This is a genomic window from Vibrio sp. Vb0598, assembly GCF_033338935.1.
Taxonomy (GTDB): domain Bacteria; phylum Pseudomonadota; class Gammaproteobacteria; order Enterobacterales; family Vibrionaceae; genus Vibrio; species Vibrio alginolyticus.
The window spans coordinates 34,755-61,377 of sequence record NZ_JAWOTP010000019.1 but is presented as its reverse complement, the minus strand read 5'-3'; the positions used below and the strand labels follow the sequence as shown (position 1 = coordinate 61,377).

General features: G+C 46.1%; 22 protein-coding genes. 9 read left to right on the top strand and 13 right to left on the bottom strand.

All coding sequences use genetic code 11. The features are described 5' to 3' along the window. Positions 1–4 precede the first annotated feature (4 nt). From R7Q38_RS17775 to tldD, 5 genes are read left to right on the top strand one after another with little or no spacing between them, the layout of a single operon-like run. On the top strand, positions 5–574 hold the full coding sequence (locus tag R7Q38_RS17775) for a Maf family protein (RefSeq protein ID WP_005381139.1): 570 nt from the start codon (positions 5–7) through the stop codon (positions 572–574). An 18-nt stretch (positions 575–592) separates the two neighbouring features. Further along, complete coding sequence (gene rng, locus R7Q38_RS17770; RefSeq protein WP_005381138.1) at positions 593–2,062, top strand: ribonuclease G; 1,470 nt, start codon at positions 593–595, stop codon at positions 2,060–2,062. Positions 2,063–2,074: 12 nt separating this feature from the next. Further along, positions 2,075–5,956: a YhdP family protein gene (locus tag R7Q38_RS17765; protein WP_154205006.1), complete on the top strand. Its 3,882-nt coding sequence runs from the start codon at positions 2,075–2,077 to the stop codon at positions 5,954–5,956. A 33-nt stretch (positions 5,957–5,989) separates the two neighbouring features. Further along, the gene (locus R7Q38_RS17760; protein WP_158156919.1) at positions 5,990–6,811 is read left to right on the top strand and encodes a carbon-nitrogen hydrolase family protein; all 822 of its coding nucleotides are present in this window, start codon (positions 5,990–5,992) and stop codon (positions 6,809–6,811) included. Between the two features lie 11 nt (positions 6,812–6,822). After that, positions 6,823–8,268, top strand: a complete 1,446-nt coding sequence (gene tldD / locus R7Q38_RS17755; RefSeq protein ID WP_151514346.1) for a metalloprotease TldD — start codon at positions 6,823–6,825, stop codon at positions 8,266–8,268. Positions 8,269–8,334: 66 nt separating this feature from the next. Here tldD and R7Q38_RS17750 read toward each other — a convergent pair whose 3' ends face one another. After that, positions 8,335–9,711 (bottom strand): PhoH family protein, encoded by a 1,377-nt coding sequence (locus R7Q38_RS17750; RefSeq protein ID WP_005381133.1) that lies wholly within the window; start codon positions 9,709–9,711, stop codon positions 8,335–8,337. Positions 9,712–10,272: 561 nt separating this feature from the next. Here R7Q38_RS17750 and rapA point away from each other — a divergent pair. Beyond that, a complete protein-coding gene (gene rapA, locus R7Q38_RS17745; RefSeq protein ID WP_005381132.1) occupies positions 10,273–13,182 on the top strand; it encodes an RNA polymerase-associated protein RapA in 2,910 nt (969 codons plus the stop codon). Positions 13,183–13,290: 108 nt separating this feature from the next. On the opposite strand, the gene R7Q38_RS17740 is transcribed toward rapA, so the two are convergent. After that, the gene (locus R7Q38_RS17740; protein WP_318114305.1) at positions 13,291–14,556 is read right to left on the bottom strand and encodes a divalent metal cation transporter; all 1,266 of its coding nucleotides are present in this window, start codon (positions 14,554–14,556) and stop codon (positions 13,291–13,293) included. 342 nt (positions 14,557–14,898) lie between these two features. Here R7Q38_RS17740 and rluA point away from each other — a divergent pair, with 342 nt between their 5' ends. Next, positions 14,899–15,651 carry a bifunctional tRNA pseudouridine(32) synthase/23S rRNA pseudouridine(746) synthase RluA gene (gene rluA / locus R7Q38_RS17735; RefSeq protein WP_239938514.1) on the top strand — a complete coding sequence of 251 codons (753 nt, stop codon included), beginning with the start codon at positions 14,899–14,901 and terminating at the stop codon, positions 15,649–15,651. 103 nt (positions 15,652–15,754) lie between these two features. After that, complete coding sequence (locus R7Q38_RS17730; RefSeq protein WP_151514342.1) at positions 15,755–16,717, top strand: D-2-hydroxyacid dehydrogenase; 963 nt, start codon at positions 15,755–15,757, stop codon at positions 16,715–16,717. An 89-nt stretch (positions 16,718–16,806) separates the two neighbouring features. On the opposite strand, the gene yjgA is transcribed toward R7Q38_RS17730, so the two are convergent. Then, the gene (gene yjgA, locus R7Q38_RS17725) at positions 16,807–17,334 is read right to left on the bottom strand and encodes a ribosome biogenesis factor YjgA (RefSeq protein ID WP_005381124.1); all 528 of its coding nucleotides are present in this window, start codon (positions 17,332–17,334) and stop codon (positions 16,807–16,809) included. 110 nt (positions 17,335–17,444) lie between these two features. Here yjgA and pmbA point away from each other — a divergent pair, with 110 nt between their 5' ends. Then, positions 17,445–18,788 (top strand): metalloprotease PmbA, encoded by a 1,344-nt coding sequence (gene pmbA / locus R7Q38_RS17720; RefSeq protein WP_238843935.1) that lies wholly within the window; start codon positions 17,445–17,447, stop codon positions 18,786–18,788. Positions 18,789–18,852: 64 nt separating this feature from the next. Here pmbA and mgtE read toward each other — a convergent pair whose 3' ends face one another. The 10 genes from mgtE to kdsD form a co-directional block, all read right to left on the bottom strand. Continuing rightward, the gene (gene mgtE / locus R7Q38_RS17715; protein ID WP_005381121.1) at positions 18,853–20,211 is read right to left on the bottom strand and encodes a magnesium transporter; all 1,359 of its coding nucleotides are present in this window, start codon (positions 20,209–20,211) and stop codon (positions 18,853–18,855) included. Between the two features lie 148 nt (positions 20,212–20,359). After that, on the bottom strand, positions 20,360–20,635 hold the full coding sequence (locus R7Q38_RS17710; RefSeq protein WP_005381120.1) for an HPr family phosphocarrier protein: 276 nt from the start codon (positions 20,633–20,635) through the stop codon (positions 20,360–20,362). A gap of 2 nt (positions 20,636–20,637) precedes the next feature. Then, positions 20,638–21,501: an RNase adapter RapZ gene (rapZ, locus tag R7Q38_RS17705; RefSeq protein ID WP_005381118.1), complete on the bottom strand. Its 864-nt coding sequence runs from the start codon at positions 21,499–21,501 to the stop codon at positions 20,638–20,640. A gap of 14 nt (positions 21,502–21,515) precedes the next feature. Beyond that, on the bottom strand, positions 21,516–21,962 hold the full coding sequence (ptsN, locus tag R7Q38_RS17700; protein ID WP_005381116.1) for a PTS IIA-like nitrogen regulatory protein PtsN: 447 nt from the start codon (positions 21,960–21,962) through the stop codon (positions 21,516–21,518). Positions 21,963–21,964: 2 nt separating this feature from the next. After that, the gene (gene hpf, locus R7Q38_RS17695) at positions 21,965–22,252 is read right to left on the bottom strand and encodes a ribosome hibernation promoting factor (protein ID WP_005381114.1); all 288 of its coding nucleotides are present in this window, start codon (positions 22,250–22,252) and stop codon (positions 21,965–21,967) included. Between the two features lie 24 nt (positions 22,253–22,276). Then, on the bottom strand, positions 22,277–23,746 hold the full coding sequence (locus tag R7Q38_RS17690; protein ID WP_005381112.1) for an RNA polymerase factor sigma-54: 1,470 nt from the start codon (positions 23,744–23,746) through the stop codon (positions 22,277–22,279). Between the two features lie 50 nt (positions 23,747–23,796). Next, on the bottom strand, positions 23,797–24,522 hold the full coding sequence (gene lptB / locus R7Q38_RS17685) for an LPS export ABC transporter ATP-binding protein (protein ID WP_005381111.1): 726 nt from the start codon (positions 24,520–24,522) through the stop codon (positions 23,797–23,799). A 1-nt stretch (position 24,523) separates the two neighbouring features. Next, positions 24,524–25,018, bottom strand: coding sequence for a lipopolysaccharide transport periplasmic protein LptA (gene lptA, locus R7Q38_RS17680; RefSeq protein ID WP_005381109.1), 495 nt, complete (start codon positions 25,016–25,018; stop codon positions 24,524–24,526). Further along, positions 24,999–25,562 (bottom strand): LPS export ABC transporter periplasmic protein LptC, encoded by a 564-nt coding sequence (gene lptC / locus R7Q38_RS17675; protein WP_005381106.1) that lies wholly within the window; start codon positions 25,560–25,562, stop codon positions 24,999–25,001. Before lptC ends, lptA begins: the two co-directional genes overlap by 20 nt. An 86-nt stretch (positions 25,563–25,648) precedes the next feature. Beyond that, complete coding sequence (gene kdsD, locus R7Q38_RS17670; protein WP_005381104.1) at positions 25,649–26,620, bottom strand: arabinose-5-phosphate isomerase KdsD; 972 nt, start codon at positions 26,618–26,620, stop codon at positions 25,649–25,651. Positions 26,621–26,623: the final 3 nt, after the last annotated feature.

The window sequence follows — 26,623 nt, the reverse complement described above, 5'->3', positions numbered from 1 at the left end:
AGCGGTGAAGAAAAGCTTATCTCTCGTTCTCGCATCGGGTTCTCCGAGAAGAAAAGAGCTGCTTGCTCAACTGGGTTATGATTTTGAGATCGTATTGCCTGATATTGAGGAAGCCAAACAGGCTCATGAGCAAGCACGAGATTACGTGTTGCGTCTTTCTTTGGAAAAAGCTCAGGCAGGCTTAGCGTTGGCTAAGCCTGATTCCGTTGTATTGGGCTCTGATACGGTCGTAGTATGCGATGACCGTGTGCTAGAAAAACCAAAAAGTTTTGAAGATTCAAAGCGTATGCTTACTGACTTATCGGGTCGTCGTCATCAAGTGATGACTGCGGTGAGCGTTGTATCATCGGAACAACAACATTCAGTGGTCGTTACCACTGACGTGTGGTTCAAACCACTGACTCACGAAGAAATCGAACAATATTGGCAGTCAGGAGAGCCATGCGATAAAGCTGGAAGTTATGGTATTCAGGGACTCGGAGGGCGATTTGTCACCCGAATCGAAGGCAGTTATCACGCTGTAGTAGGCTTACCTTTGTTCGAAACCGATCAGCTAATTCAAGAATTTTTATAATTGTTTTGAGGTGTGCACATGAGTGCAGAATTGCTGCTTAACGTGACCCCGAGTGAAACTCGTGTGGCCATGATTGAAGGTGGAGTACTACAAGAAATACATATCGAGCGCGAATCGCGTCGCGGTATTGTGGGCAATATATACAAAGGCAAAGTAAGCCGAGTGTTACCAGGCATGCAGGCGGCTTTCGTCGACATTGGTTTAGATAAAGCGGCGTTTTTACATGCGTCAGATATTGTTCCTCATACCGAATGTGTGGCAGAAAACGAAAAACAGCAGTTTCAAGTCCGTGATATCTCTGAGCTGGTACGCCAGGGACAAGACATTGTTGTGCAAGTGGTCAAAGACCCGCTCGGCACAAAAGGTGCGCGTTTAACGACGGATATCACCTTACCTTCGCGTTATCTTGTTTTTATGCCGGGGGCCAGCCATGTCGGTGTTTCGCAGCGTATTGAAAGTGAAAAAGAGCGCGAGCGTTTGAAAAAGGTGGTGAACCATTACTGCGATGAGCACGGTGGTTTTATCATTCGTACCGCGGCAGAAGGCGCTGATGAAAAAGAGCTCTCTCAAGATGCGGCATTTCTAAAGCGTTTGTGGCTAAAAGTCATGGAGCGTCGCTCAAAATACAAAACGCGTTCAACACTTTACGGTGAACTCGGCTTAGCTCAACGCATTCTGCGTGACTTTGTTGGCACAGAGCTCGATAAGATCATGGTCGACTCCCGCCTTGAATATGAAAACCTGAAAGAATTCACTTCTGAGTATGTACCGGAGTTAACAGATAAGCTTGAGCTTTACGAAGGTGACAAGCCAATCTTTGACATGTACGACACCGAAAACGAAATTCAGCGTTCTTTAGAGCGCAAGGTCGAGCTAAAATCGGGCGGCTATTTGATCATCGATCAAACCGAAGCCATGACCACCATCGATATCAACACGGGTGCATTTGTTGGTCGTCGTAATCTCGAAGAGACTATCTTCAATACCAATATAGAGGCAACGCAAGCTATTGCGCGTCAGCTACGTTTACGTAACCTCGGCGGTATCATCATTATTGATTTTATCGATATGGCATCCGAAGAGCATCGTCAGCGAGTACTTACCTCACTGGAAACGGCGCTGGCGAAAGACCGAGTAAAAACCAACATCAACGGCTTTACCCAGCTTGGCTTAGTTGAAATGACGCGTAAGCGCACGCGAGAAAGTATTGAACATATCTTGTGTTCTGGCTGTCCTACTTGTGAAGGCCGTGGCAGCGTGAAAACGGTCGAAACCGTATGCTTTGAGATATTACGCGAGATTACTCGTGTGAACCGTGCTTACGACGCCGATAATTTTGTCGTGTACGCATCGCCGTTTGTTGCTGAAGCGCTATTGGGCGATGAGTCTCATGCGTTGGCTGAGCTCGAAGTATTTATTGGCAAGCAAGTGCGAGTTCAGGCTGAACCCCTGTACATTCAGGAACAGTTTGACGTCGTAATGATGTAATTTGGAACATTTGTGAATTCTGGTGTTAACCGTTTTGGGCGTTTTTGTGCGTGGAGTTTAGTTACTGTATTGGTGTTATTAGCCATATTAGTGACCACGCTGCGCGTCACATTGCCGCAACTTAACCATTTCCAAGATGAGATCAAAACCTGGGTCAAGCAAGGCACAGGTTTTGACGTTTCTATTGCCAATGTCGCAGGGACGTGGCGCAATAATCATCCCTCAATCGCGTTACTGGGTTTAGAGGCAAATCTACCAAACGTGCAAGATGCACGCTTCGCTGTTGAAGAAGTCCAAATTGAGTTCGACCTTATTCAATCTCTTTTTCAACTTAAACCTGTAGTTGCAGACCTTACCATTCATAACCTCGCTTTAGACATTCACACGGTAGACATTCTGCCGACTTCTCATCGTCAAGATCCGAAGCCTGAAGTGGATAAGAGCGAAGTGAAACTCATTGACCAACTCGACTCACTTCTTTTACGTCAGTTCGAAGACTTCACTATTAGCGATTCACGGATTTGGTATAAGTCTGTGTCAGGTGAAACTCGCCGTTTAGATATTGAGCAGCTTCGTTGGAGTAATCAAGGGAAGCGTCACGTAGCCGAGGGCACGGTTAGCATTGCCGATGTTCGCCTGAACTCATTGTTAGTAAGCGCTAACTTTAAAGATCATGGCTCGTTGCGCGATGTATCTGGTGAGTTTTACGTGAGTGCTCAAGATGTCTCGGTCACACCTTGGCTGACCACTTACATGCAAGAAGAGTCAGGAGCAGAGTCGGGTAAAGTCAGCTTAAATACTTGGCTAACGCTCAAACATAGCCAACCGCATGATGCTTATGTTGAATTACTGCCTTCCGAGTTGGTGTGGAATGAAGATGGACATCATGAGCTGTTTATTGAGTCTGGAATTTTCAATCTTCGACCAGATAGACAAGGCTGGAAAGTAAATGGCCACTCACTTCAGATCAGAACCGACAACACCCCTTGGCCAGAGCTAGACGTCGCGTTTGATTGGCAACCAAACGGCTGGATGCTCAATCTCTCTCAAATCGACATCGAAGCACTCATTCCGCTCATCAAGTTGGCTCCAGAGTCAGAGTCGACCAGTGACCTTATTAACAAACTAGCACCGAAAGGTCGGGTCGAAGATGTCCGATTGTCAATGAACGGCGGTTTAGACACCTTACGCTACTCGGCTGAACTGGATGAACTCGCGATGACACAATGGGAGCTCCTACCCGGGTTTCATCACGTACAGGGCAGCGTATCGGGGGATGTGAATCAAGCTAAAGCAAAAGTCACCGTCATTGATGATGTATTTCCGTACGGCGATGTATTCCAAGCTCCGCTGAATATCAAACAAGGTGAAGTCGATATTATCTGGCAGCAAGATGAGAGCGGCTGGCGCTTGTGGTCGGACAAAGTGACGGCAGCAACGCCTGATCTTCAAGTCCTGGGGGCATTCCGTCTTGATTTTCCAAAAGAACAAAGCCCATTTTTATCGTTCTATGCCGAAGCGGATCTCTACAACGCGGGTGAGACATGGCGCTATCTACCGACTCTGGCACTTGGACAAGACTTGACCGACTATCTTTCGACCGCGATTCAGGGCGGTAAAGTGAACACAGCGAAATTGTTGTGGTATGGCGAGTTAGGTGATTTTCCTTACAAAGAACATAATGGCATGTTCCAAGCTTGGGTTGGATTAAAAGACGCGAAATTTAGCTTTGATACGGCATGGCCAACCATCACGGATTTGCAGCTAGACTTGCTGTTTGAAAATGATGCCATGTATTTGGATTCAAAATCAGCCACACTAAATGGCGTTCATGCCAAGCGTATCACTGGGCGAATCCCTGAGTTGGCAGAAGGTGGACACATCGAGATTGAAGCGAAAGCAAGCGCGCCGGGTAATGAAGTCCGTGACTACATGATGGCGACGCCATTAGTGGATTCAGTCGGTGCCGCATTGACAGCGCTGCAAGTGAGTGGGCCCGTTTACTCTGAGTTTCAACTCAACATACCGTTTGATTTTGAAAAAGAGTCTCGCGCTTGGGGTTATGCCGATTTAACAGAAAATCGTGTTGATATTGAAGCGCCGCCAATGACGCTTGAAAACGCCACAGGACGTATCACCTTCGACAATGATGTGGTTACCACATCGGGTTTGTCGGCCGAATTATTACAACAGCCTATCTCTCTTGATTTCCATGGAGAGAGTGCGGAGCAAGGCTACAACGTGACAATTAATACACTAGGAGATTGGGATGTCGAGCCGCTCAAACCCTATGTCGGTGAGCGTTGGTTAAACCTTGTTTCTGGCCATGCGCCGTGGCAAATGGATATTGACTTGCAACTCAATGATGTTGGTTTCACTTATCAGCTTGAAGTGCTGGCGCAGCTAAATCGTCTGGCTAGTCAATATCCTTATCCTTTAGCGAAAAAAATTGGTGAGTCTGGGCAAGCGAAACTGCAAGCATCCGGCAACCAAGAGAGTATTTCAGCACGACTACAGATCCCAAATGTGAAGTATCAAACTGAGATAGATATCGCTGGCGATGTCCCGGTTCTGACTGCGACTCATTTAATGGTTGGCAAAGGTGGCTTCCGGATTAGTCCTATTGTCGGGCACGATGCTTCGGTGCGTGTCGAAGAACTGAATTTAGACCAATGGGCGGAGCTTGCGCAGGTCTCTGAGAGCAAGCCTTCATCGTCTGTTTTGGCAAGCATGAAAACGCCGACCATTCCATTGCCGACACGCATTGAAGTTGAAACGCCAAACTTACAGCTCGGTGGGATTGAGTTTCATGATGTGGATTTTTCAGCAAGCAAGAAAAATTTGAGTTGGCAACTCGAGGTGGACAGTCAAGAGGTTAAAGGGAAAGCTAACTATCTGAAACCCTATGATCTATCGGTCTCTCTAGAGCACTTGCATCTGTACATCCCAGGGTTTGAAGAGATGACCAAAGAGCGCAGTTCAATCTTTGCGAGTGAAGATCAAAACGCACCTTTGATTACCAATTTTGACCGCAAGTTTCACGCAGAGATGCCAAACTTAACTTTGAACATCGATGATTTTTGGCTGCAAGGTTACAAAGTGGGCAAAGTTAATGTTGATTTGCAGCGTCGCGAGAACCGCTTGGAGTGGAAAAATATCACCTTTAGTAGCGGCAAAAACCGCATTGATATGAGTGGTTGGTGGGACCTGACGAAAGAGAGTAGTCATTCCAACTTAACCATGAAAATGAAAGGTGATAACAACACCGATCTTATGGAGCGCTTTGGTATTACATCAGGCATTCAACAAGCACCATTTGAGATCAATGCCAATATGGAATGGGACGGCGCACCTTGGTCAATGAAGACACAAACCTTGCAAGGAAACGTCTCAACGGAATTTGGTAAAGGCGTGATCAGTGAAGTTAGTGGTGCGGCACGCTTGTTAGGCTTGTTTAGCTTGGATTCTATCATCCGTAAGATGCAGCTCGACTTTACCGACGTATTCGATAAAGGCATGGCATTCAACTCGATCACGGGAACGGGCAAAATCCAAGACGGTGTGTTTATCACCAATGATATCGTAATGGATGCGTTAGCAGGGGAAATGCAAATCCGCGGCATCGCTAATATGAACAGCAGAATGGTTGATGCGGAAGTGAAATTCACACCAGACATCACATCAGGCCTACCAATGCTGACCGCGTTTGCCGTTGCGCCTCAAACTGCTTTGTATGTCTTGGCCATCTCTACGGTGATATCTCCGGTGGTAGAGGTCTTCACTCAAGTCAATTATGAAGTGAAAGGCCCACTAGATTCACCAACGGTGAAAGAAATTTCGCGAAGTAAAGGTGAATATAAGCTACCAGAAAAACTGCGTGAACAGGCCAAATAACTCACCGAATATAATGGAATAGGGAGGAAACACATGGAACGTGTTGGCATTATTCAAATGACTTCGGGTCCGGATATTAACGTGAATTTGGACTTCATTGAAAAACAGTGTGCTTTAGCGAGCAAGCAAGGTGCCAAACTTGTTCTTACTCCTGAAAATACAGTGCTATTTGCCAGTCGCGAAGCTTATCATCAACATGCAGAGCCACTTGGTAGTGGCATGATTCAACAGCGGCTCTGTGAAATCGCAAAAAAGAACCAGTTAACACTGATTGTCGGAAGCATGCCCATTCAAACCGCAAAAGGTGTCACGACCACAACACTGGTATTACCGCCGCACGGTAAATGCATTGCTCACTATGACAAACTGCACATGTTTGATGTCGACGTAGCCGATGGTTATGGTAGTTATCGTGAGTCGGATACGTTTATGGCGGGTAATCAAATAGTCGTTGCGGAAACTGATATCGGCAGTGTTGGATTGAGCATTTGTTATGATTTACGTTTCCCAGAACTTTATAAAGTATTACGTCAAGAAGGGGCGGATATCATTGTGGTGCCCGCTGCGTTTACCGCTGTGACGGGGCAAGCTCACTGGGAAATACTATTGCGAGCTAGAGCGATTGAGACACAATGTTGGATTTTGGCAAGCGGACAAACTGGAACGCATCCATGTGGACGAAAAACATGGGGACACTCAATGGTCGTTGACCCTTGGGGACGTATCCATAAACAGCTTCAGGATGAAGTAGGCTTATTGGTGACAGAGATAGATTTGTCACAAAGCCAACAAGTAAGGCAGAATATGCCGCTGACTCAACACAGTCGCTTTCAAAATGAATTGAGACGGAAATAAAAGAGCTAACTATGAGCACAAACCAAATAGAACAGGCACTCCTTGCCCCAAATGGTCTGACAGAACAAGACATTGCTGACACGCTTGCCAGCATTGCGACGCGCCAGATCGATTATGCGGACATTTACTTTCAGTCCAGCTGGCATGAGTCTCTGGTTCTAGAAGACAGCATCATCAAAGATGGCTCTTTTAACATTGATTGTGGTGTTGGTGTCCGTGCAGTAACTGGCGAGAAAACCGGCTTTGCCTACTCTGATCAAATCCAGCCTGAAGGCCTGAAGCAGAGTGCAATGGCGGCGCGCGGTATTGCTCAGCAAGGGCAGAATGGTAAAGTCCAAGCGTTTAAACGCACCGAAAACCAAGCGTACTACGCCGCTGTGAATCCACTAGCTGAATGGGAAAAGCAGCAAAAAACAGAATTGCTCAAATCTCTAGATGCTTACATCCGCACTAAAGAACCATTGATTAAAGAAGTCTCGATCAGCATCAGCGGTGTGCATGAGCAGATGCTTGTTGCGGCAACAGACGGTACTTATGCAGGCGATATTCGTCCTTTGGTGCGTTTGTCTATTAGTGTGCTTGCACAAAAAGGTGAACGACGTGAACGCGGTAGCGCTGGTGGCGGCGGCCGTTTCGGTTACGATTTCTTTTTAACGGAAAGCAATGGTGTGAAACAAGCTTTTCATTACGCAGACGAAGCGATTCGCATGGCGTTAATCAACCTTGAAGCAGAAGCAGCACCAGCTGGCATGATGCCAGTGGTATTGGGTTCTGGCTGGCCTGGCGTGTTGCTACACGAAGCGGTAGGTCATGGCCTAGAAGGTGATTTTAACCGGAAGGAATCTTCGGTTTTCTCTGGCAAAATGGGTCAACAAGTGACGTCTTCGCTGTGTACCATCGTCGATGATGGCACGTTAAAAGACCTTCGTGGTTCACTGAATGTGGATGATGAAGGGGTAAACGGCCAGTACAACACGCTTATCGAAAATGGTGTGCTGAAAGGTTACATGCAAGACAAGCTAAACGCGCGGTTAATGGATGTGAACCCAACAGGTAACGGTCGTCGTGAGTCTTATGCACATTTACCAATGCCGCGTATGACCAACACCTACATGCTACCAGGTGAACATACGCCAGAAGAAATAATCTCGACGGTCGAGAAAGGGTTGTATGCGCCAAACTTTGGTGGCGGCCAGGTGGACATTACTTCGGGTAAGTTTGTGTTCTCTGCATCCGAAGCATACTTGATTGAAAACGGTAAAATTACGCGCCCTGTTAAAGGTGCGACGTTGATTGGCTCAGGTATCGAAGCAATGCAGCAAGTCTCTATGGTCGGTAACGACCTAAGTATCGACAAGGGCGTTGGCGTATGTGGTAAAGCAGGTCAAAGTGTGCCAGTTGGTGTTGGTCAGCCGACCTTGAAACTGGACTCACTGACAGTGGGTGGCACTGAGTAACTCAGTTGAATCGTTATAAAAAGAGCGCTCATTAGAGCGCTCTTTTGCTTTGTGAGTCGGTGTCAATTACAGGTTTTCTTCAGCAAATTCCGCCAAGCGGCTACGAACCACGCCGTTAAGGTGAATATTCGCGCTGCCTTCAAAGTTCTTGAAGCGTTCAACCATGTAGGTCAAACCAGAGGTCACTGGGGTGAGGTAATGGGAGTCAATCTGCGCCAAGTTACCGGAGCAGACGATTTTGGTTCCTTCACCACAGCGGGTGATGATGGTTTTGATTTGTGATGCAGTGAGGTTTTGACACTCATCAAGCAGTACAAACGCATTTTGAATCGAACGGCCACGCATAAAGTTGATCGATTTAAATTGAATGTTGGCTTTATCGCAGATGTACTTCAATGAGCCTTCAGTGCAGTGATCGTGTTTATGTAGCGCTTCCAAGGTATCGGTCACCGCCGCTAACCACGGCATCATTTTCTCCTCTTCGGAGCCGGGTAAGAAGCCGATGGATTCACCGATATCTGGCGTGTTACGTGTTACGATAATTTTATCGAACATGCTTTTTTCAATGGTTTGCTCCAATGCTGCTGCCATTGCCAGTAATGTCTTACCACTACCCGCCGCACCCGTTAGAATCACCAAGTCAATTTCTGGATCGAGTAAGGCATCTAACGCCATTCCCTGGTAGATATTTTTAGGTGTGATGTCCCAAGCCTTACGATGCATTAGACGTTCGCGGCTCAGGTCGAGAAGCGTTAGCTTGTCTTCATTGATGGTTTCTACGCGACCAGCAAAGTCACTGTCTTCATCAATAACGTATTGGTTGATAAAGGTTGGGTCGAAGGGTTCGCGACTGAGTTTGTGGTAAGTTTTTCCGCCCAGTGCATAGCTTTCTACTTCCTCAATACCGCTCCAGAAATCACCTTCACGCAATTGAAAGCCTTTGGTTAGGTATTGAATGTCGTCAATCAGTTGGTCGGTTCTATAGTCCTCAACAAAGCGTACACCAGCCCCTTTGGCTCGCAGACGCATGTTGATGTCTTTCGTGATCAGTACCACTTCACGTGGTGCACGTTTATTTTGCAGATAAAGCACCGCGTTGAGAATACGGTTGTCACCGGCTTTGTCGGCGAAGGCTTTGACGGTTTCCTGCAGTTCAAAATCCGCCAAAATGGAAATGGTACCTTGGTCGGGGTTGTCTTTAGAAACAGGAATGCCTTCAGAGATTTCATCTGGCGTTGCTTCTTTAAACAAATCTTCCAAGGTGCGAATAGCCACGCGCGCATCTCTTGCAACGTCGCGCTTACTGTCTTTGATTCGGTCGAGTTCTTCCAACACGGTCATGGGGATAACGACATCGTGTTCTTGGAAAGAGAAGATGGCAAAGGGTTCATGAAGAAGAATGTTGGTATCGAGTACAAACAGTTTCCGATCGGTATCGCCCATAGCGTCTCCTTGCCGTAGTACGGCTCTGCATGCGAGTTGTTAGGTCGTTTCCAAATAGGTGTGAAGTGACCTAACTCTGATTGCTTGCAATAGAGGTTGTCGGGCTGATGTCGGCTAGTGTGCAACCGAGTAGCAAGACAACTTACTGCAAACCCGTGTTGATCCTAATCGTGTACTAACGCGCTTAAATCATATGCAATGGTTTTAAACGCCCCTCATTAGAAGTATACGTAATATTTACGTTCTACAACTTAATAATTGGCATGAGTATTTTACAATTTGATTGCATTTAGAGTTTGGGAAAAAAAGTTTCTGCTTGGTGCGGTTTCGGCGTGACCTAAATCACAGCTTCAAGTAAGATTAGCGACCTTTTTCTGCGTATAGGCTACGTCCGATTTATCATGTTGAGCTGACTTAAAAAATACTCAGTTCATACTGAAATGACGAATGCTATCGGCATAGCAGAAGCCAGAATCAGATCTAAACTATTATCCATGCCCACGGGCATGAGTAGACCAACAAGAAATACGAATCAAGAACTAATAACGAGGTAGTCAATTCATGACATTTGCTTTGGGGCAGCGCTGGATTAGCGATACGGAAAGCGATTTAGGTTTAGGTACCGTTGTAGCAATGGATGCTCGTACTGTGACATTGATGTTTGCAGCGTCAGAGGAAAACCGAGTTTACGCACGTAACGATGCACCTGTTACCCGAGTCACCTTTAATGTTGGGGATGTCATCGATTGCCAAGAAGGTTGGTCTCTAAAAGTAGAAGAAGTACTGGAAGATGAAGGTCTTTACACCTATTTCGGTACTCGTGAAGACACGCAAGAAACCGCTGTTGTTCTGCGTGAGATTTTCCTTAGCAACCAAATTCGTTTTAACAAACCTCAAGATAAGTTGTACGCCGGTCAAATCGACCGTATGGACAACTTTGTTCTGCGTTACCGTGCGCTAACCAACCAGTTTGAGCAGCATAAGAGCCCAATGCGTGGCCTATGTGGTATGCGTGCAGGTTTGATCCCTCATCAGCTTTACATCGCGCACGAAGTTGGCCGTCGTCACGCGCCACGCGTCTTGTTGGCGGATGAGGTAGGTTTGGGTAAAACCATCGAAGCGGGCATGATCATCCACCAACAAGTTCTGTCTGGTCGTGCCGAACGCATTTTGATTGTGGTGCCTGAAACACTGCAGCATCAATGGCTGGTTGAGATGATGCGTCGTTTCAATCTGCATTTCTCTATCTTTGACGAAGAGCGCTGTATCGAAGCTTTTGCGGATGCAGAAAACCCATTTGATACTCAGCAATATGTGCTGTGTTCTTTGGATTTCCTACGCAAGAGCCGCAAGCGTTTTGAACAAGCACTGGAAGGTGAATGGGACCTACTGGTTGTCGATGAAGCGCATCACCTTGAATGGAGCCAAGATAAACCGAGCCGTGAATACCAAGTGGTAGAAGGCTTGGCTGAACGTACTCCAGGTGTGTTGCTACTGACTGCAACGCCAGAGCAGCTTGGTCGTGAGAGTCACTTTGCTCGTCTGCGTTTATTGGACCCAGACCGCTTCTATGATTACGAAGCATTCGTTGAGGAAGAAGAGCAATACGCGCCCGTAGCAGATGCGATTACTTCACTCTTTTCCGGTGAAAAGCTACCTAATGAAGCAAAAAACCAGATCACTGAGTTATTGTCTGAACAAGACGTAGAACCACTTTTCCGCATTATCGAAAGTGAAGCGGACGAAGAAGCTAAAGCGTCGGCACGCCAAGAGCTGATCGATAACTTGATGGATCGTCATGGTACAGGGCGTGTTCTGTTCCGTAACACGCGCGCGGCCATCAAAGGCTTCCCTAAGCGTAACGTGCATCTGATGCCAATGGATATTCCACCGCAATACACTACATCAATGCGTGTTGCTGGGATGATTGGCGGTAAGATGAGTTCTGAAGCACGTGCGATGAAGAACCTTTACCCGGAAGAAATTTTCCAAGAATTTGAAGGCGATGACGCGAGCTGGTGGCAGTTTGACTCGCGTGTGAATTGGTTGCTTGAAAAAGTAAAAGAGAAGCGCAGCGAGAAAATCCTCGTGATTGCTTCTCGTGCGAGTACCGCACTGCAATTGGAACAAGCACTGCGTGAGCGTGAAGGTATCCGCGCCACCGTTTTCCACGAAGGTATGTCGATTCTTGAACGTGACAAAGCGGCGGCTTACTTTGCGCAAGAAGAAGGTGGAGCACAAGTTCTTATCTGTAGCGAAATCGGCTCTGAAGGTCGTAACTTCCAGTTTGCCAACCAACTTGTCATGTTCGACTTGCCATTCAACCCAGACTTGCTTGAGCAACGTATTGGTCGTTTGGACCGTATCGGTCAAAATCGCGATATCGACATTCATGTTCCTTACCTGAAAGGCACATCGCAAGCGATCCTAGCACGTTGGTTCGATGAAGGCCTGAACGCTTTTGCGGAAACCTGCCCAACAGGCCGTGCTGTTTACGATAAGTACTCCGATGATCTGATTGAAATTCTTGCCTCTGGTGATACCAGCACGCTAGATGAGATCATTGAAGCGTCAGCAAAAATGAATAAAGAGCTGAAATCCCAATTGGAGCAAGGCCGTGATCGCCTATTAGAAATGCATTCAAATGGCGGGGAAAAAGCACAACAAATCGTTGAGAAAATTGAATCAACCGACGGCGATACCAATCTGGTCACCTTCGCACTTTCTCTTTTTGACACGATTGGCTTGAATCAAGACGATAAAGGTGAAAACGCCCTGATTGTGACCCCATCTGAGCACATGATGGTGCCAAGCTACCCAGGTCTGCCATACGAAGGAGCGACGATCACGTTTGATCGTGATACAGCGTTATCTCGTGAAGATATGCACTTTATCAGTTGGGAACACCCAATGATCCAGGGTGGTATCGATCTTCTTATGAGTGAAGGGGTGGGGACGTCTGCGGTATCTCTATTGAAAAACAAAGCGTTACCAGTCGGGACTATTCTTCTTGAGTTGATTTACGCGGTAGATGCGCAAGCGCCAAAACGCAGTGGTATCGCGCGCTTCTTACCGAAAACGCCAATCCGTTTAATGATGGACTCGCGTGGTAATGATTTGTCTGCTCAAGTGGAGTTTGAAAGCTTTAACCGCCAGCTCAGCCCTGTAAACCGTCACTTAGGTAGCAAGTTGGTTACGTCGGTACAGAAAGATGTACACCGCTTAATTGAAGCCGGTGATGTTCTTATTGAAGAGAAGGTTGAAGAAGTACGCAAACAAGCTCATCAAGATATGCAGCACAGTTTGAATGCAGAACTTGAGCGTTTGCAAGCACTGAAAGCGGTGAACCCAAATATTCGTGACGAAGAAATTGAAGCTATCGACGCACAAATTAAAGAGCTCACTGGTTACATCAACCAAGCTCAGGTTCAGCTCGACTCGCTGCGTTTGATTGTGGTGAGCCACAACTAAGTAAGTATTTATTGCTCATTAAAAAAGGTCTTCAGTTGAAGACCTTTTTCTTTATTTACGGTTTAGTTTCTTTATGCGGAATGCATTAATCACTGATAGCTACCTCATTTACATCAACCACTTCCACCAGATAAATACAGCCAAGAAGCCAAACAAGTAAATCAGGCCTGCAATCGACAACCACTTTAGTTTAGGTCCAACAGCCAAAGGCTCAGGTAACTCAGTTTTGCTCACTAAGGTGTAATTTAGCAGAGCAAAGAATGGCGTGGTCATAAAGGCGAGGATCATCGCAAAGTTCAGCATAGGCAATAACGCAGAAGCCCAGAAAACCACAATACCCAATGCAAGTAAGGAGACTACCAGCATGATCGCTGAAGTGGTTTTAGGGTTAGTGTCTGGTTGCGAGCGCAGTAAGCGTTGAGAATCCGAAATAACGCGCGAATAGCCATCAATAACGGTAATCGTGCTGCCAAAGATACAGAAAAACGCAATTACCGCGATCAAGTAACGAGACCATTCGCCAATCGTTGCCGCATATAAGCCAACCAATTGGTGGGAGAAGCCAACGCCAGAGCTTTCAAGCGCAACGCCAGAACCATAAAGCATCAAAGAGCCTAGCGATACAAAGATAATGGCAAGAAACGCCGTGCCAATATAACCGACATTAAAGTCAAATAGAGCAGAGCGGTATGTTACTTCTTGCTGGCTTGATTGGCGTTTTAGCCACGCTGAGGTTAAACAGGAGATCTCTATCGGTGCAGGCATCCACCCCATTGTCACGACGATAAAACCAATAGCCGCAATAGACCAAGGTGACGGCGGCTCGAAGTTGGCTACTTGCTCAACAGGGTTACCAAAGGCGATAGAAACAGCGAGTAAAGTCGCGATGGTTAACACCGACATGATCACCTTAGATAGCGTATCGAGCGCTTTGTAATGGCCAGCAAATAATATGATCAGGCAGGTGACAATCACAATGATGCTGAGTGATGCCATTGATAGTGAAAACGGAATGAAGTAGCCCAGCAAGCTAGCGCTAAACATCAACAAAGCGGCGGTATTGATGACGGCCGATACCACGCTCAGAAATAGAAATAGCCATAGATAAGGCCGACCTAATTTCGCGTAGCCCTCAACCAAGGTCAGCCCTGTCCCCATGGTGTACTGTATGCCCGCTCGGAAAAAAGGGTATTTAAACAGGTTTACGAGCAGAATCAGTGCAGCCAATTGCCAACCATAAATCGCACCAGCCTTGGTTGATGCCACGAGGTGAGAGCCACCGACCGCAGCAGATGCCATTAATATGCCGGGGCCTAGCGAACGAAAAAATAAGGAAAGTTTGGATTGGGGTTTATCTATAACGGCGGAGTCCATTGCTTATTGTCCTTTTTATCTTATGTATCTTTCTAAAGAGATACATACCGCAGTACATGACAAGCTGAGCGAACGCCCTATACTGCGCAACGGTAATGTCTTTTAAATGCTGTGTTTTGGTGTATTTATTTTAAGTATTCTTTGCGAATATCATGCTGTGTGCATCTAGCACTCTATTCAGTTATGCGTCTTGTTGTCAAACTAAATTTACAACGTGCTATTTTTAGTTTTTATGCTAAAGGATTGACTTTGTTTTATTGGGTTGAACTTTTCTTCAGAATCCTGCATCTGGGTGCTATTTGGGTATATAATCGTGGCGTTTTTATTTTGTAGAGATCTCCCATGGCAATGCTTGAATATACCCCTCCCACCGACCCTTGGGTTGATATCGTTTTTGAGGATGACGACATTCTGGCAGTGAATAAGCCATCAGGGCTGCTGTCTGTCCCTGGTCGCCTTGCAGAGCATTACGACAGCATGTGGAGCCGCCTCAAAGAGTTGCATCCAGAAATTCAAGTTGTGCATCGCTTGGATATGTCGACATCAGGGTTGATGTTGCTGGCGAAAAACAAACCCGCGGAGCGAGCATTAAAAAAGCAGTTCCAATATCGCCTCACTCACAAGGTGTATTACGCACGTGTTTGGGGGCATGTTGAGCCGCAAGAAGGGAATATTGATCTTCCATTAATTTGTGATTGGCCAAATCGTCCACGACAAAAAGTATGTTTTGACGGCGGCAAACCATCTCAAACTTTATTCCAAGTAGTGAAGCGTGAAGTGCACCCTGATGGCACCCATACAACCGTTGTGCGGTTACTCCCCATTACTGGTCGATCGCATCAGTTACGCGTGCATTTGATGGCGATTGGTCATGCGATTGTGGGTGATGAGTTTTATGCAAGCGAAGAGGCGTATCAGTTTTCAGAACGTTTAGAGTTGCACGCTGCGGAGCTAAGTTTTTATCATCCAGCTACGGATCAGCTGAGCAGTATTTTTGTACCCTGTGACTTTTATTCTGAAGCCGAGGCGATGATCTTTAACTATTTTTCGCCAGAGCGTACATTGCCTGATTATAAAACGTTGCCACACCCTTAATGCCAATTGCACTCAACAGCGGTTCTTTCTAGTTCGCTATTTTTGGCTATTTCGTTACTGTGGTTGATGTATCCTGTCTTTCAGCCGTGAACAAGGAGTTGTTATGTCTTTGCCAAGCATCGTATTTTTAGACCGAGCGACCATCCCAGAACATATTGAGGTCCCACGACCTGGCTTTCCGCACCACTGGCGTGAGTACGACCTAACTGCGCCTGAGCAGGTAATAGAAAGGTTAGCAGATGCCGATATCGTGATTAGCAATAAAGTCCTGCTTGACCAACATGTATTAGAGCAACTACCAAAATTACGGATGATCGCGGTTGCCGCAACTGGTTTTAACAACGTCGATGTGAACTACTGTGCTAATCATGATATTGCGGTTGCTAATGTACGTGGTTACGCGACGCGTTCGGTGCCCGAGCACGTGATGGCAATGTTATTCGCTTTAAGACGGAATTTATTTGGGTACCACCAAGATATTGCCGCAGGTGAGTGGCAGCGTAACCAGCAGTTTTGTTTTTTTACTCACCCAATCGGGGATATTGGTGGTAGCACGTTAGGTGTTGTTGGTAGTGGGGCACTAGGGCAAGCGACGGCGAATCTGGCTCAAGCGTTAGGAATGACCGTGTTGTTTTCTGAGCGTAAAGGGGCGGCAGAATGTAGACCAGGTTATGTGCCGTTTGAGGAAGTATTAAAACGCTCCGATGCGCTGACTTTGCATTGCCCGCTCAACGATCGTACTCAGAATTTAATTGGTCAAGCTGAGTTGCAACAAATGAAGTCCAACGCCATTTTGATTAATACAGGGCGTGGAGGTTTGGTGGATGAGAGCGCGCTGGTGGATGCCTTAAAACAGCAAGAAATTGCAGCGGCTGGTTTTGATGTTTTTACACAAGAACCGGCTGATGAGAGCAATCCGCTGATTGCCAATATGAGTTTACCTAATTTGTTACTTACACCGCATGTTGCATGGGGCAGCGACTCATCTATCCAACGTTTAGCGGAAATCTTGATTGAGAACATTAACGCTTTCGAGCGCGGAGACCGCGTGAATCGCTTAGTGTAACGCTGACAGTAAAACCAAAGATAAAAAAAGCAGACATTGACGTCTGCTTTTTGCGTTTAAATCGAATGCTCATTGCTTGAGCCGTCGAATTAAAACTCTTCTTCGTTTAGACCTTTAAGGATCTGAAAGATTTCGCGGTACGCTTTTGCTGGTTTCCCAGCTTTTTTCTCTTTCGCTGCTTGGCGAGCAAGTTGGCGTAGACGCTGACGATCCGCTTCTGGGTACATTTCCATTACGTCATCAATGGCTTTGTCACCTTCTTCCACTACGCGATCACGCAACGCTTCAAGTTTGTGGAATACCGCCGTTAATTGAGAGTGCTTATTACGAATTTTATCCAGTGCGGCTTGGATTGGCTCTGGATCTTCGTAACGCATCAATTTACCGATACGTTGTAATTGGCGACGACGCGCTTCATTTTTAAAGCGTTGCGCGTCAGCAATTGCTTCTCGCAAATCTTCACTCAATGGAAACTTTTCTAGAACTGAAGGTTTGAGGCCGACAAGCTCCTCACCTAGCTTTTGCAGTTCTTCCATGTCTCGCTTCATCTCGGATTTACTTACCCAGATGATCTCTTCTTCTGGTTCCCATGGCGCTTTTTGATTCTTACGTGCCATTTCAGTTGCCTGTGTTTTGATTAATATTATGACTATTTTAACAAGAATCATGGGGAGAAAGCGAAATTCTTGTTATCCTATTGTTCATCAAAGACAAGATGTGAAAGACAATGGATATTAAACAGCAGGTTGCTGAGCAACGTACCGAGCTAGAGCAAGCCGTCGCAAGAGCCTTAAAGCTTGCATCGGCAAAATCTGACGCCGCCGAAGTCGCAATTACTAAAAGCACTGGTTTAAGTGTTTCAACTCGTATGGGTGAAGTAGAAAATGTCGAGTTCAACAGCGATGGTGCGCTGGGCATTACCGTTTACCGAGGTCAACGCAAAGGCAGTGCTTCCACGTCTGATTTAAGTGAAGCGGCAATCGAGCAAACCGTTATAGCGGCGCTAGATATTGCACATTACACATCTGAAGACCCATTTGCAGGCCCTGCAGCAAAAGAATACATGGTGCAAGAGATCCCGGAGCTTGATCTTTTCCACCCTGACGCACCCGATCCAGACTATGCTGCCGATGTGGCGATTGCCGCTGAGAAAGAAGCGCTAAGTTATGACAGAGCAATCAAGCAAAGTGATGGCGCGAGTTATGATAGTCATTATGGCGTGAAAGTGTATGGCAATAGCCATGGCTTATTAGCTAGTTATGCGTCTAGCCGCCATAGTACTAGCTGTTGTGTAATTGGCGTTGGTCAAAACGGCGAGATGGAACGTGATTACAGCTACACCGTGGCACGTCATCGTGATGACTTATGGACCCCAGAAACGGTGGGTCGTAAGGCGGCAGAGAATACGGTTAACCGCTTAGATGCGCAGCGTCTAAAAACAGGTCAATACCCAATCATGTTTGCGGCTGATGTTGCGACAGGCTTGATTGGCCATCTCGTTATGGCGATCAGCGGTGGTAACCTGTACCGAAAATCTTCTTTCTTACTTGACCATCTAGGCAAACAAGTGCTTCCTGAATGGTTCAATATCTCAGAACGTCCGCATGTATTGCGTGGTTTGGCATCAAGTCCATTCGATAGTGAAGGTGTGTACACTCAAGACCGTGAGATCATTACCGACGGTGTGCTAGCAACTTATCTGTTAACCAGTTATGCCGCACGTAAAATGAAGATGACGCCGACAGGTCACGCTGGTGGGATTCATAACTGGTACGTGAAGTCGACAGGCCAAAACTTCGAGCAAATGCTTAAAGAGCTCGGTACTGGTCTTCTAGTGACAGAAGTCATGGGACAAGGTGTGAACGTGGTAACGGGTGATTACTCTCGCGGTGCCGCAGGCTTCTGGGTTGAGAATGGCGAAATCCAATACCCAGTATCAGAAATTACCATCGCAGGTAATCTAAAAGACATGTTCACCAAGATTGTGGCGGTTGGTAGTGATATTGAAACGCGCTCACAAATCCAAACGGGCTCTATCCTACTGGATAGCATGAAAGTGGCGGGTGAATAAGCTTTTCTAGCAATTCAGAATCAAAAAAGCCTGATGTGTTCATCAGGCTTTTTCGTTTTTTCTGTTAGGTAATCAGTATTGTGGCAAGCCCTAAGAAGACAGATAAACCAATCACATCCGTCACCGTTGTTAATGCCATACCACCAGCTAAAGCGGGATCGATGTTCATTTTTTTCAATAGGATTGGAATCGTTACTCCGGCAATACCTGCGACCAATAAGTTGGTCAGCATGGCGGCGGAAATGATTCCTCCGAGCATCCAGTTACCTTTCCAAGCAACAACAATACCACCAATAATCAGCGCCCACATGATACCGTTGAGTAAGCCGATCGAGGCTTCTTTCATTAACAGTTCGCGTTTGTTTGAGTCACCGATATGACCAAGAGCAAGACCACGAATCACTAGTGCGACGGTTTGGTTACCAGCGACACCACCCATGGACGGAACAATCGTCATCAATACCGCAATGGCCGCCATTTGATCTAATGTGGCCTCAAACATGTTAGAAACGGAAGCAGCAGCAAGGGCGGCTAATACGTTAGCGCCAAGCCAGATACTGCGTTTGCGAGCTGATTTTACAACAGGCGCGAAAGTATCTTCGTCATCGTCCATACCCGCCATACTCATCATCGAGTGTTCCGCGTCTTCACGAATAACGTCAACCACGTCATCGATGGTGATACGGCCGACCAAATGCAAGTTTTCATCAACAACAGGTGCAGATACCCAATTACGGCGTTCGAACAGACTCGCAACATCTGAGTCGCTAGTATCGACGGTGATGGCCTCGTCCGCGTCTTCCATTACATCAATGATTTTTACGTCTGGCTGAGTGGTAATAAGCGTCGTGATCGGCAGTTCACCGATGAGCTTACTCTCTTCATCGATCACATACAGGGCATCCGTAGCTTCTGGAAGCTCGCCTTTCATACGTAGATAACGCAAAACTACGTCCACATCGACGTCACCACGAATTGTGATGACGTCGGTGTTCATCAGTCCACCCGCGGTGTCTTCTGGGTAGGATAGGGCGGTTTCGACCCGTAGACGGTCAGAGGAGTCCATTTGCGACAGGACTTCGCGTGACAGGTTGTCAGGCAAGCTACGCAGTACGTAAGCCACGTCATCGGTATCCATGCCTTCTGTCGCTTCTGCAAGCGCTTCTGGTGCCATTTTGGATACGAGGCTGTCTTTGACGTCTTCGTTCAGCTCGTCAAGGATTTCACCATAATCTTCAGGGTCGGTGAGTTGCCAAAGAACTTCACGGCTCTTCCGTGGGGAGGCTTCTAAAAGGTGAGCGATATCCTCAGGTTCCATGTCCTGTAATTGACGACGAACATGGACGAAGCGGCCATTTTCTAGCGCTTCTGTGACTTCTTGGAGGGCTTGGTGAGCTTGGTCGAATTCAATTTGCTCTGCCATTCATTCCTCCCAATTCCTGATATTTACAATGCGTTGAATAATAACTTAATTCTAGGCGCCTTTTAATAACAACTTATGATACTAAGCAAATTTATTTATTAGGTCAGGGAAGAGAAAGATAATGGGAGGTAAGAAAAAAGCGAGTAAACTACTCGCCTTCATCAAATTTATCTTCGATCAAGTGGCAAACGGCATCCAGTGCTTCTTCCGCTTGCCCACCCGTTGCGTGGATCGTGACGTATTGTCCTTGAGCGGACTCTAGCATTAACAGGCCCATTACGCTGTCTGCTGTGGCGGTTTTGTCTTCTTCATTGTCGATGGTGATGACCGCTTCAAAGCTCTGTGCCAGTTCGACCAGTTTGACTGCTGCACGAGCATGTAAGCCAAGGCGGTTTTGAATCAATACTTTACGACTTAACTCCACGGCTATTCCTTAGCGTTTTTCTCTAGTGAGGTATGGCGAATTTGTACTTGGTGTCCTTTGTTGGCGAAGTATTCACCGATTTGCTGAGTTAAGTACACCGAGCGGTGCTTACCACCAGTACAACCGATTGCAACGGTCAGGTAGCTGCGGTTGTTTTTCTCAAGCAGAGGTAACCAATTCTCTATAAAGCTTTCAATTTGATATTTCAAACTTAACACCGATTGGTGTTGCTCTAAAAATGCGGCGATAGGAGCATCCAGACCTGTAAGCGGGCGTAGTGCTGGTTCCCAATGTGGGTTAGGTAAGAAGCGAACGTCGAATACGTAATCGGCATCGGAAGGCAGGCCGTATTTAAAACCAAAAGACTCAAATACCATAACGAGCCCTTTGCGATCTCTGCCTTCAACGCGCATACGCACGGTTTCACTCAATTCATGCAAAGACTGCCCACTACTATTTAGGACCAGATCTGCATGCGCTTTGAGTGGCGTCAAAATTTGTTTCTCACGCTCGATGGCTTGATCGAGCGAGAGGGAGGTGCCACCTAAAGATAACGGGTGAATTCGGCGTGTTTCGCTGTAGCGTTTGAGTAGCGTTTCTTTATTGGCGTCCAAGAAAAGCACGGTCACATCAAGCTCAGTTTTTAACTGTTCTAGTGTACTCGTCAGTTCTTTTAGCTTTTTAGGAATATTGCGAATATCAATGCTGACTGCAACATTCTGTTTGCTGTCAGCAACAGAATGAACAAATGCGTCCAGCAAGTTAACTGGTAGGTTATCAACACAGTAGTAACCTAAGTCTTCCAGTACACGAAGCGCAATACTTTTACCGGCACCTGAGTGCCCGCTAACAACGATTAGTCGCATGGAGTTAGTCCTGCTTATTGGTGAATCATGATGTCGTAAAGTTCTTCATCACTCTGAGCATTACGCAGTAGTTTTAATACTTGCTTATCGCTCAGACGTTCTGCCATAGAGGATAGAGTCTTGAGGTGCTCTTTGCACTGTTCTTCTGGTACAAGGAGCGCAAAAAGAAGATCGACAGGTCGATTGTCAATCGCATCAAATTCGATTGCTTCATCACATTGCAGTAAGACAGCAATGGCCTTGTCGCTTGATTGCATTCTCGCGTGAGGGATCGCAATACCGTTTCCGATACCGGTACTGCCCATTTTTTCTCTATTGAGCATGCATTCGAACAGCTCGGTAGAATCTTGGCCCGTTTGATCAGCCACGATACGGCTGATCATTTCAAGGGCGCGTTTTTTACTCGTGCAGTGGACCGCACTTTTGGTGCAGTCCAATGACAGTATTTCGCTCAGTTGCATGATTAATGACTGTTTAGTTTTTCTTTGTGCTTATTAAGTTGGCGAACCAATTTATCTACCAGCGAATCGATCGCGGCATACATATTTTCGTCATCGGCTGATGCGTGGATTTCGCCTTGATTTATGTGAAGCGTAGCTTCCGCGATTTGAGTAATTTTTTCAACTTTTAGTACAACATGCACTTGATTGATGTGGTCGAAGAACCTTTCGAGCTTCTGAAACTTAGAATTTACATAGTCTTGCATTGAATCGGTAAGATCAACGTGATGGCCTTGAATATTGATTTGCATAGACTTTCCTTTTCAGTTAGTGCCTTATAATAGGCGTTTACGCTGACTTGAAGGGGCAATTCCCAAGGATTCGCGATATTTGGCTATCGTACGTCTTGCGACCTGAATCCCTTGGTCAGCCAGAAGAGCAGCAATCTTGCTATCACTCAGTGGTTTGGCAGTATTCTCTGCTGCGACCAGTTTTTTAATGAGTGCACGAATTGCTGTTGACGAACATTCTCCGCCGTTGTCAGTACTAACATGGCTAGAGAAGAAGTACTTCAATTCAAAAATACCACGTGGTGTATGCATAAATTTTTGCGTTGTTACACGAGAAATCGTGGATTCATGCATGTCCACAGCCAAAGCGACATCATTGAGCACCATTGGCTTCATGGCTTCCTCACCATACTCGAAGAAATCTTGTTGATGTTCAACAATACATCTTGCAACTTTGAGTAGCGTCTCGTTTCTACTCTCTAAGCTCTTAATTAACCATTTTGCCTCTTGCAAATTGCTGCGGATGTACTGGCTATCCGCGCTATTACCTTTGCCTAATTGAGCATATTGTTGATTTACTTTTAATTTTGGCACGCTATCCGGGTTTATAGAAACGGTCCATTTGCCATTGTCTTTAAAAACGGATACGTCTGGAATTACGTACTCGGTATCATCAGGAGTGATGCGACTACCTGGACGAGGATCTAACTGTTGGATAAGCTTTAAGACTTCACGAAGATCGGCTTCTTTCAGCTTAGTCTCTTTGATGACGAGCTTGTAGTCTCGGTTGCCTAGGTGATCAATATGATCCGCAAGTATCATTTTGGCTTCAGCAAGCCACGGCGTGTCTTCTGGGAAGGTCGTCAGTTGCAGTAACAAACATTCTTGTAAGTTACGCGATGCAACGCCAAGAGGATCGAATTGTTGAATGCGTTTACGAACAGCTTCTACTTCGTCTAACTCTATCTCTTCATTATCGAAGCTCTCATGAATCTCTTCAGGCGACAAAGTTAAATAGCCGTAGTCGTCAACAGCGTCAATAATCGCTAATGCAATCGTGCGGTCGGTTTCACTGAATGGTGTTAGGTCAAGCTGCCACATGAGGTAATCATGTAATGATTCAGTGGTTTCGCCTTGGTAGACGGGCATATCATCATCAAGAGCTAAGCCAGTGCTACCAGTATTCGCGCTGTAGACGTCATCCCAAGTCGTGTCGATTTCAAGTTCAGAGCTAATTTCTGATTTCTCTATCACATCGGAGCTATCTGGAACGTCAATTTCTGTTGGTTCGCTAGCACTGTTGCTATCAGCAGCCTCGACCGCTGACTTATCTTCACCGTTTGCTAGAGGCTCGTCTTGGCCTTCTTCAACTTCCAATAATGGGTTTGAGTCCAACGCTTCTTGGATTTCTTGTTGAAGATCGAGTGTCGACAATTGCAATAAGCGAATCGCTTGCTGCAACTGTGGCGTCATGGCTAACTGCTGACCTAGCTTGAGTTGTAATGAAGGTTTCATTCAGTGTTACTTACCTTGTAATGCTCAGAATCTTACCGTTCCTAATATAATCATAGACGGAATTGTTCGCCGAGATAAACTTGTTTCACCTGTTCATTATTGAGAACTTCTGCCGGAGTTCCCGATGCAATTAGGTGCCCTTGGCTCACGATATAGGCTTTTTCACATACGTCCAGTGTTTCACGTACATTATGGTCAGTGATTAACACTCCGAGACCACGATCGCGCAGATGCTCAATGATTTTCTTGATGTCATTAACCGAAATTGGGTCAACACCAGCGAAAGGTTCATCCAATAAAATGAACTGAGGGTTGGCCGCTAAAGCTCGAGCGATTTCCACCCTGCGTCGCTCACCCCCTGATAGTGCCATACCAGCACTGGTTCTGATGTGCTGGATGTGGAATTCTTCCAACAAATCTTCCAGTTTATCTTGGCGCTCTTCCCTCGTCATTTCTTGACGAGTTTCAAGTACGGCCATGATGTTATCTTCTACTGAAAGCTTACGGAAAATCGACGCTTCTTGCGGAAGATAGCCAATGCCAAGGCGTGAACGGCTATGCATCGGTAAAATACTGATGTCATTGTCGTCAATGGTAATGGTGCCCTCATCACGAGGTACTAAGCCGACAATCATGTAAAACGAGGTGGTTTTACCCGCGCCGTTTGGACCGAGTAGCCCAACAATCTGACCAGATTCAACTTCTAAGCTAACATCAGTGACGACTTTGCGTTTTTTGTAGCTTTTCGCCAAGTTTTTCGCACTCAGTACTGCCATATTAGTTCTCTATCTGATTGGGTTGCAAAATGGTCGTAACGCGCTCTTCCTTAGAGCTATCTGCGACTAGCTTTTGTTTACCAATTTGGTAACGAATCGAAGAACCTTTGATGGTGTTGTTGTCTTGCGCCAGCTGCGCTTGACCTTTCATGGTCAGTTCGTCTGTAGAAATACGGTAATCCAGCTCCGTAGCTTGACCACTAAGTGTTTTACCATCGTCCATCAGCTGAGAAAACTTCGCAGGTTTACCAAATGCTTGAATCTGTTTAATTGCTTCGGTTTTAGGATCGCGAGTTACCACGATTCTATCAGCATCGATATTGATGCTCCCTTGCTTAAGAGATACATCGCCTTCAAAAACAACCTGGTTACTCTTCATATCCACCTGTTGGGTGTCAGAGTTTATGTAAACCGGCTGTTGAGTATCCGACTTGAGTGCCAGCGCTTGAGGCGCCGCCAATACCAGTGCCAGTAGGCTAAGGTGTAACGGTTTCATATCGACCTTGAACTTCATCTGTCAGAGTCGCGGTATGCTGTTTTAAGTTGCCTTGCATTGCGCCTCCAGTAGTTTCAAATTGTGGTCCAACCAACATCACTTGTTGGTCAGCTTTAAAATCACGATTGGTTAGATTAATGACCAATTTGTCTGTTGCCATGGTATCAAAACTCGCACCAGGCAAAAGATTTTGCATTAAGACTTTGTCATATAAAGTCAAAACTTGGTCTTCATCTAACACTGCTCTTGTGGCAGTCACCTTCCATTCAATGACGCTACCTTCACGGTAAACCATCAAAGTCGGGTTATTAAAAATAGTATCTCCACTCTTAGCATAATGGTCTAAGTTAGTGGAGCGAATGATGTAACTGCGGACACCATCTTCACCGTAGGTGATGTTTTCTAATCCAGAACCACTGAACATGGGCAGTTCAGAATCTGGTGCTACTTGAATTGCGTCGTTGCCTTTAGGGGTTAGTAGGTAATAACCGCACCACGCTACAACGAAGATCAAGAGCAAATAAATAAGGCGAGTAAAACTCATATAATGAAGGCCTATCGTTTAGCTCAGTACTTCCCTGACCATTGCCTTTATTCGTCTAATAAATGATTTAAATGTTTGTGCTGATATTACATCACGCCAGCTTTTAGTAAATCGTGCATGTTCAGTGCACCCACAATTTTTTCGTCTTTACATAAAATCAGAGCGTTAATGTTTTTATTCTGCATCAAGTTCAAACCTTCAACCGCCAGCATATCAGGGTGTGCTGTGGTTGGGTTTGTCGTCATGACCTCGCCAATTGCCGTCGTATGAATATCGATACGCTTGTCTAAGGTACGACGTAAATCACCATCGGTGAATATACCAAGCATAGCATCGTGCTCATCGACGATGGCTGTCATGCCTAACCCCTTTTCTGAAATTTCAAGCAGGGCATCGCGAATTAATGCGTCAGGAGAAACTTTAGGTAACGCTTCTCCAAAGTGCATAATATCAGACAACTTAAGTAGCAGTTTTCTCCCCAGTGCACCACCTGGGTGAGATAGGGCAAAATCTTCGGCAGAAAAACCACGAGCTTGAAGCAGAGCTACGGCTAATGCATCTCCCATCACTAATGTGGCAGTCGTACTGCTAGTTGGCGCCAGGCCTAACGGACAAGCTTCTTGAGGTACCGTAATTTGCAGGTGTAAGTCAGACAGCTTGGCCATATTTGATTCTGGCTTACCTGTCATGCTGATGATCTTAATATTCAGGCGCTTTAATACTGGAAATAGAGACAAAATTTCGTTTGATTCACCAGAGTTAGAAATTGCCAGCACAATGTCACCAGGGCTAATCATACCCAAGTCACCATGTGCGGCTTCGCCTGGATGAACGAAAAACGCAGAAGTCCCAGTGCTTGCCAGAGTGGCGGCAATCTTGTTACCAATATGGCCTGACTTGCCAATACCCATAACGACAACTTTGCCGTTGTTGGAAAGGATAAGTTCACACGCTTTTTCAAATTGATCATCAAAGTAGGTATCTAGCTCTTGCAGAGCAGCAACTTCGATATCAAGAACTTGTTTAGCAGCAGCGCGAAAATCAAATTGATTGGACATATC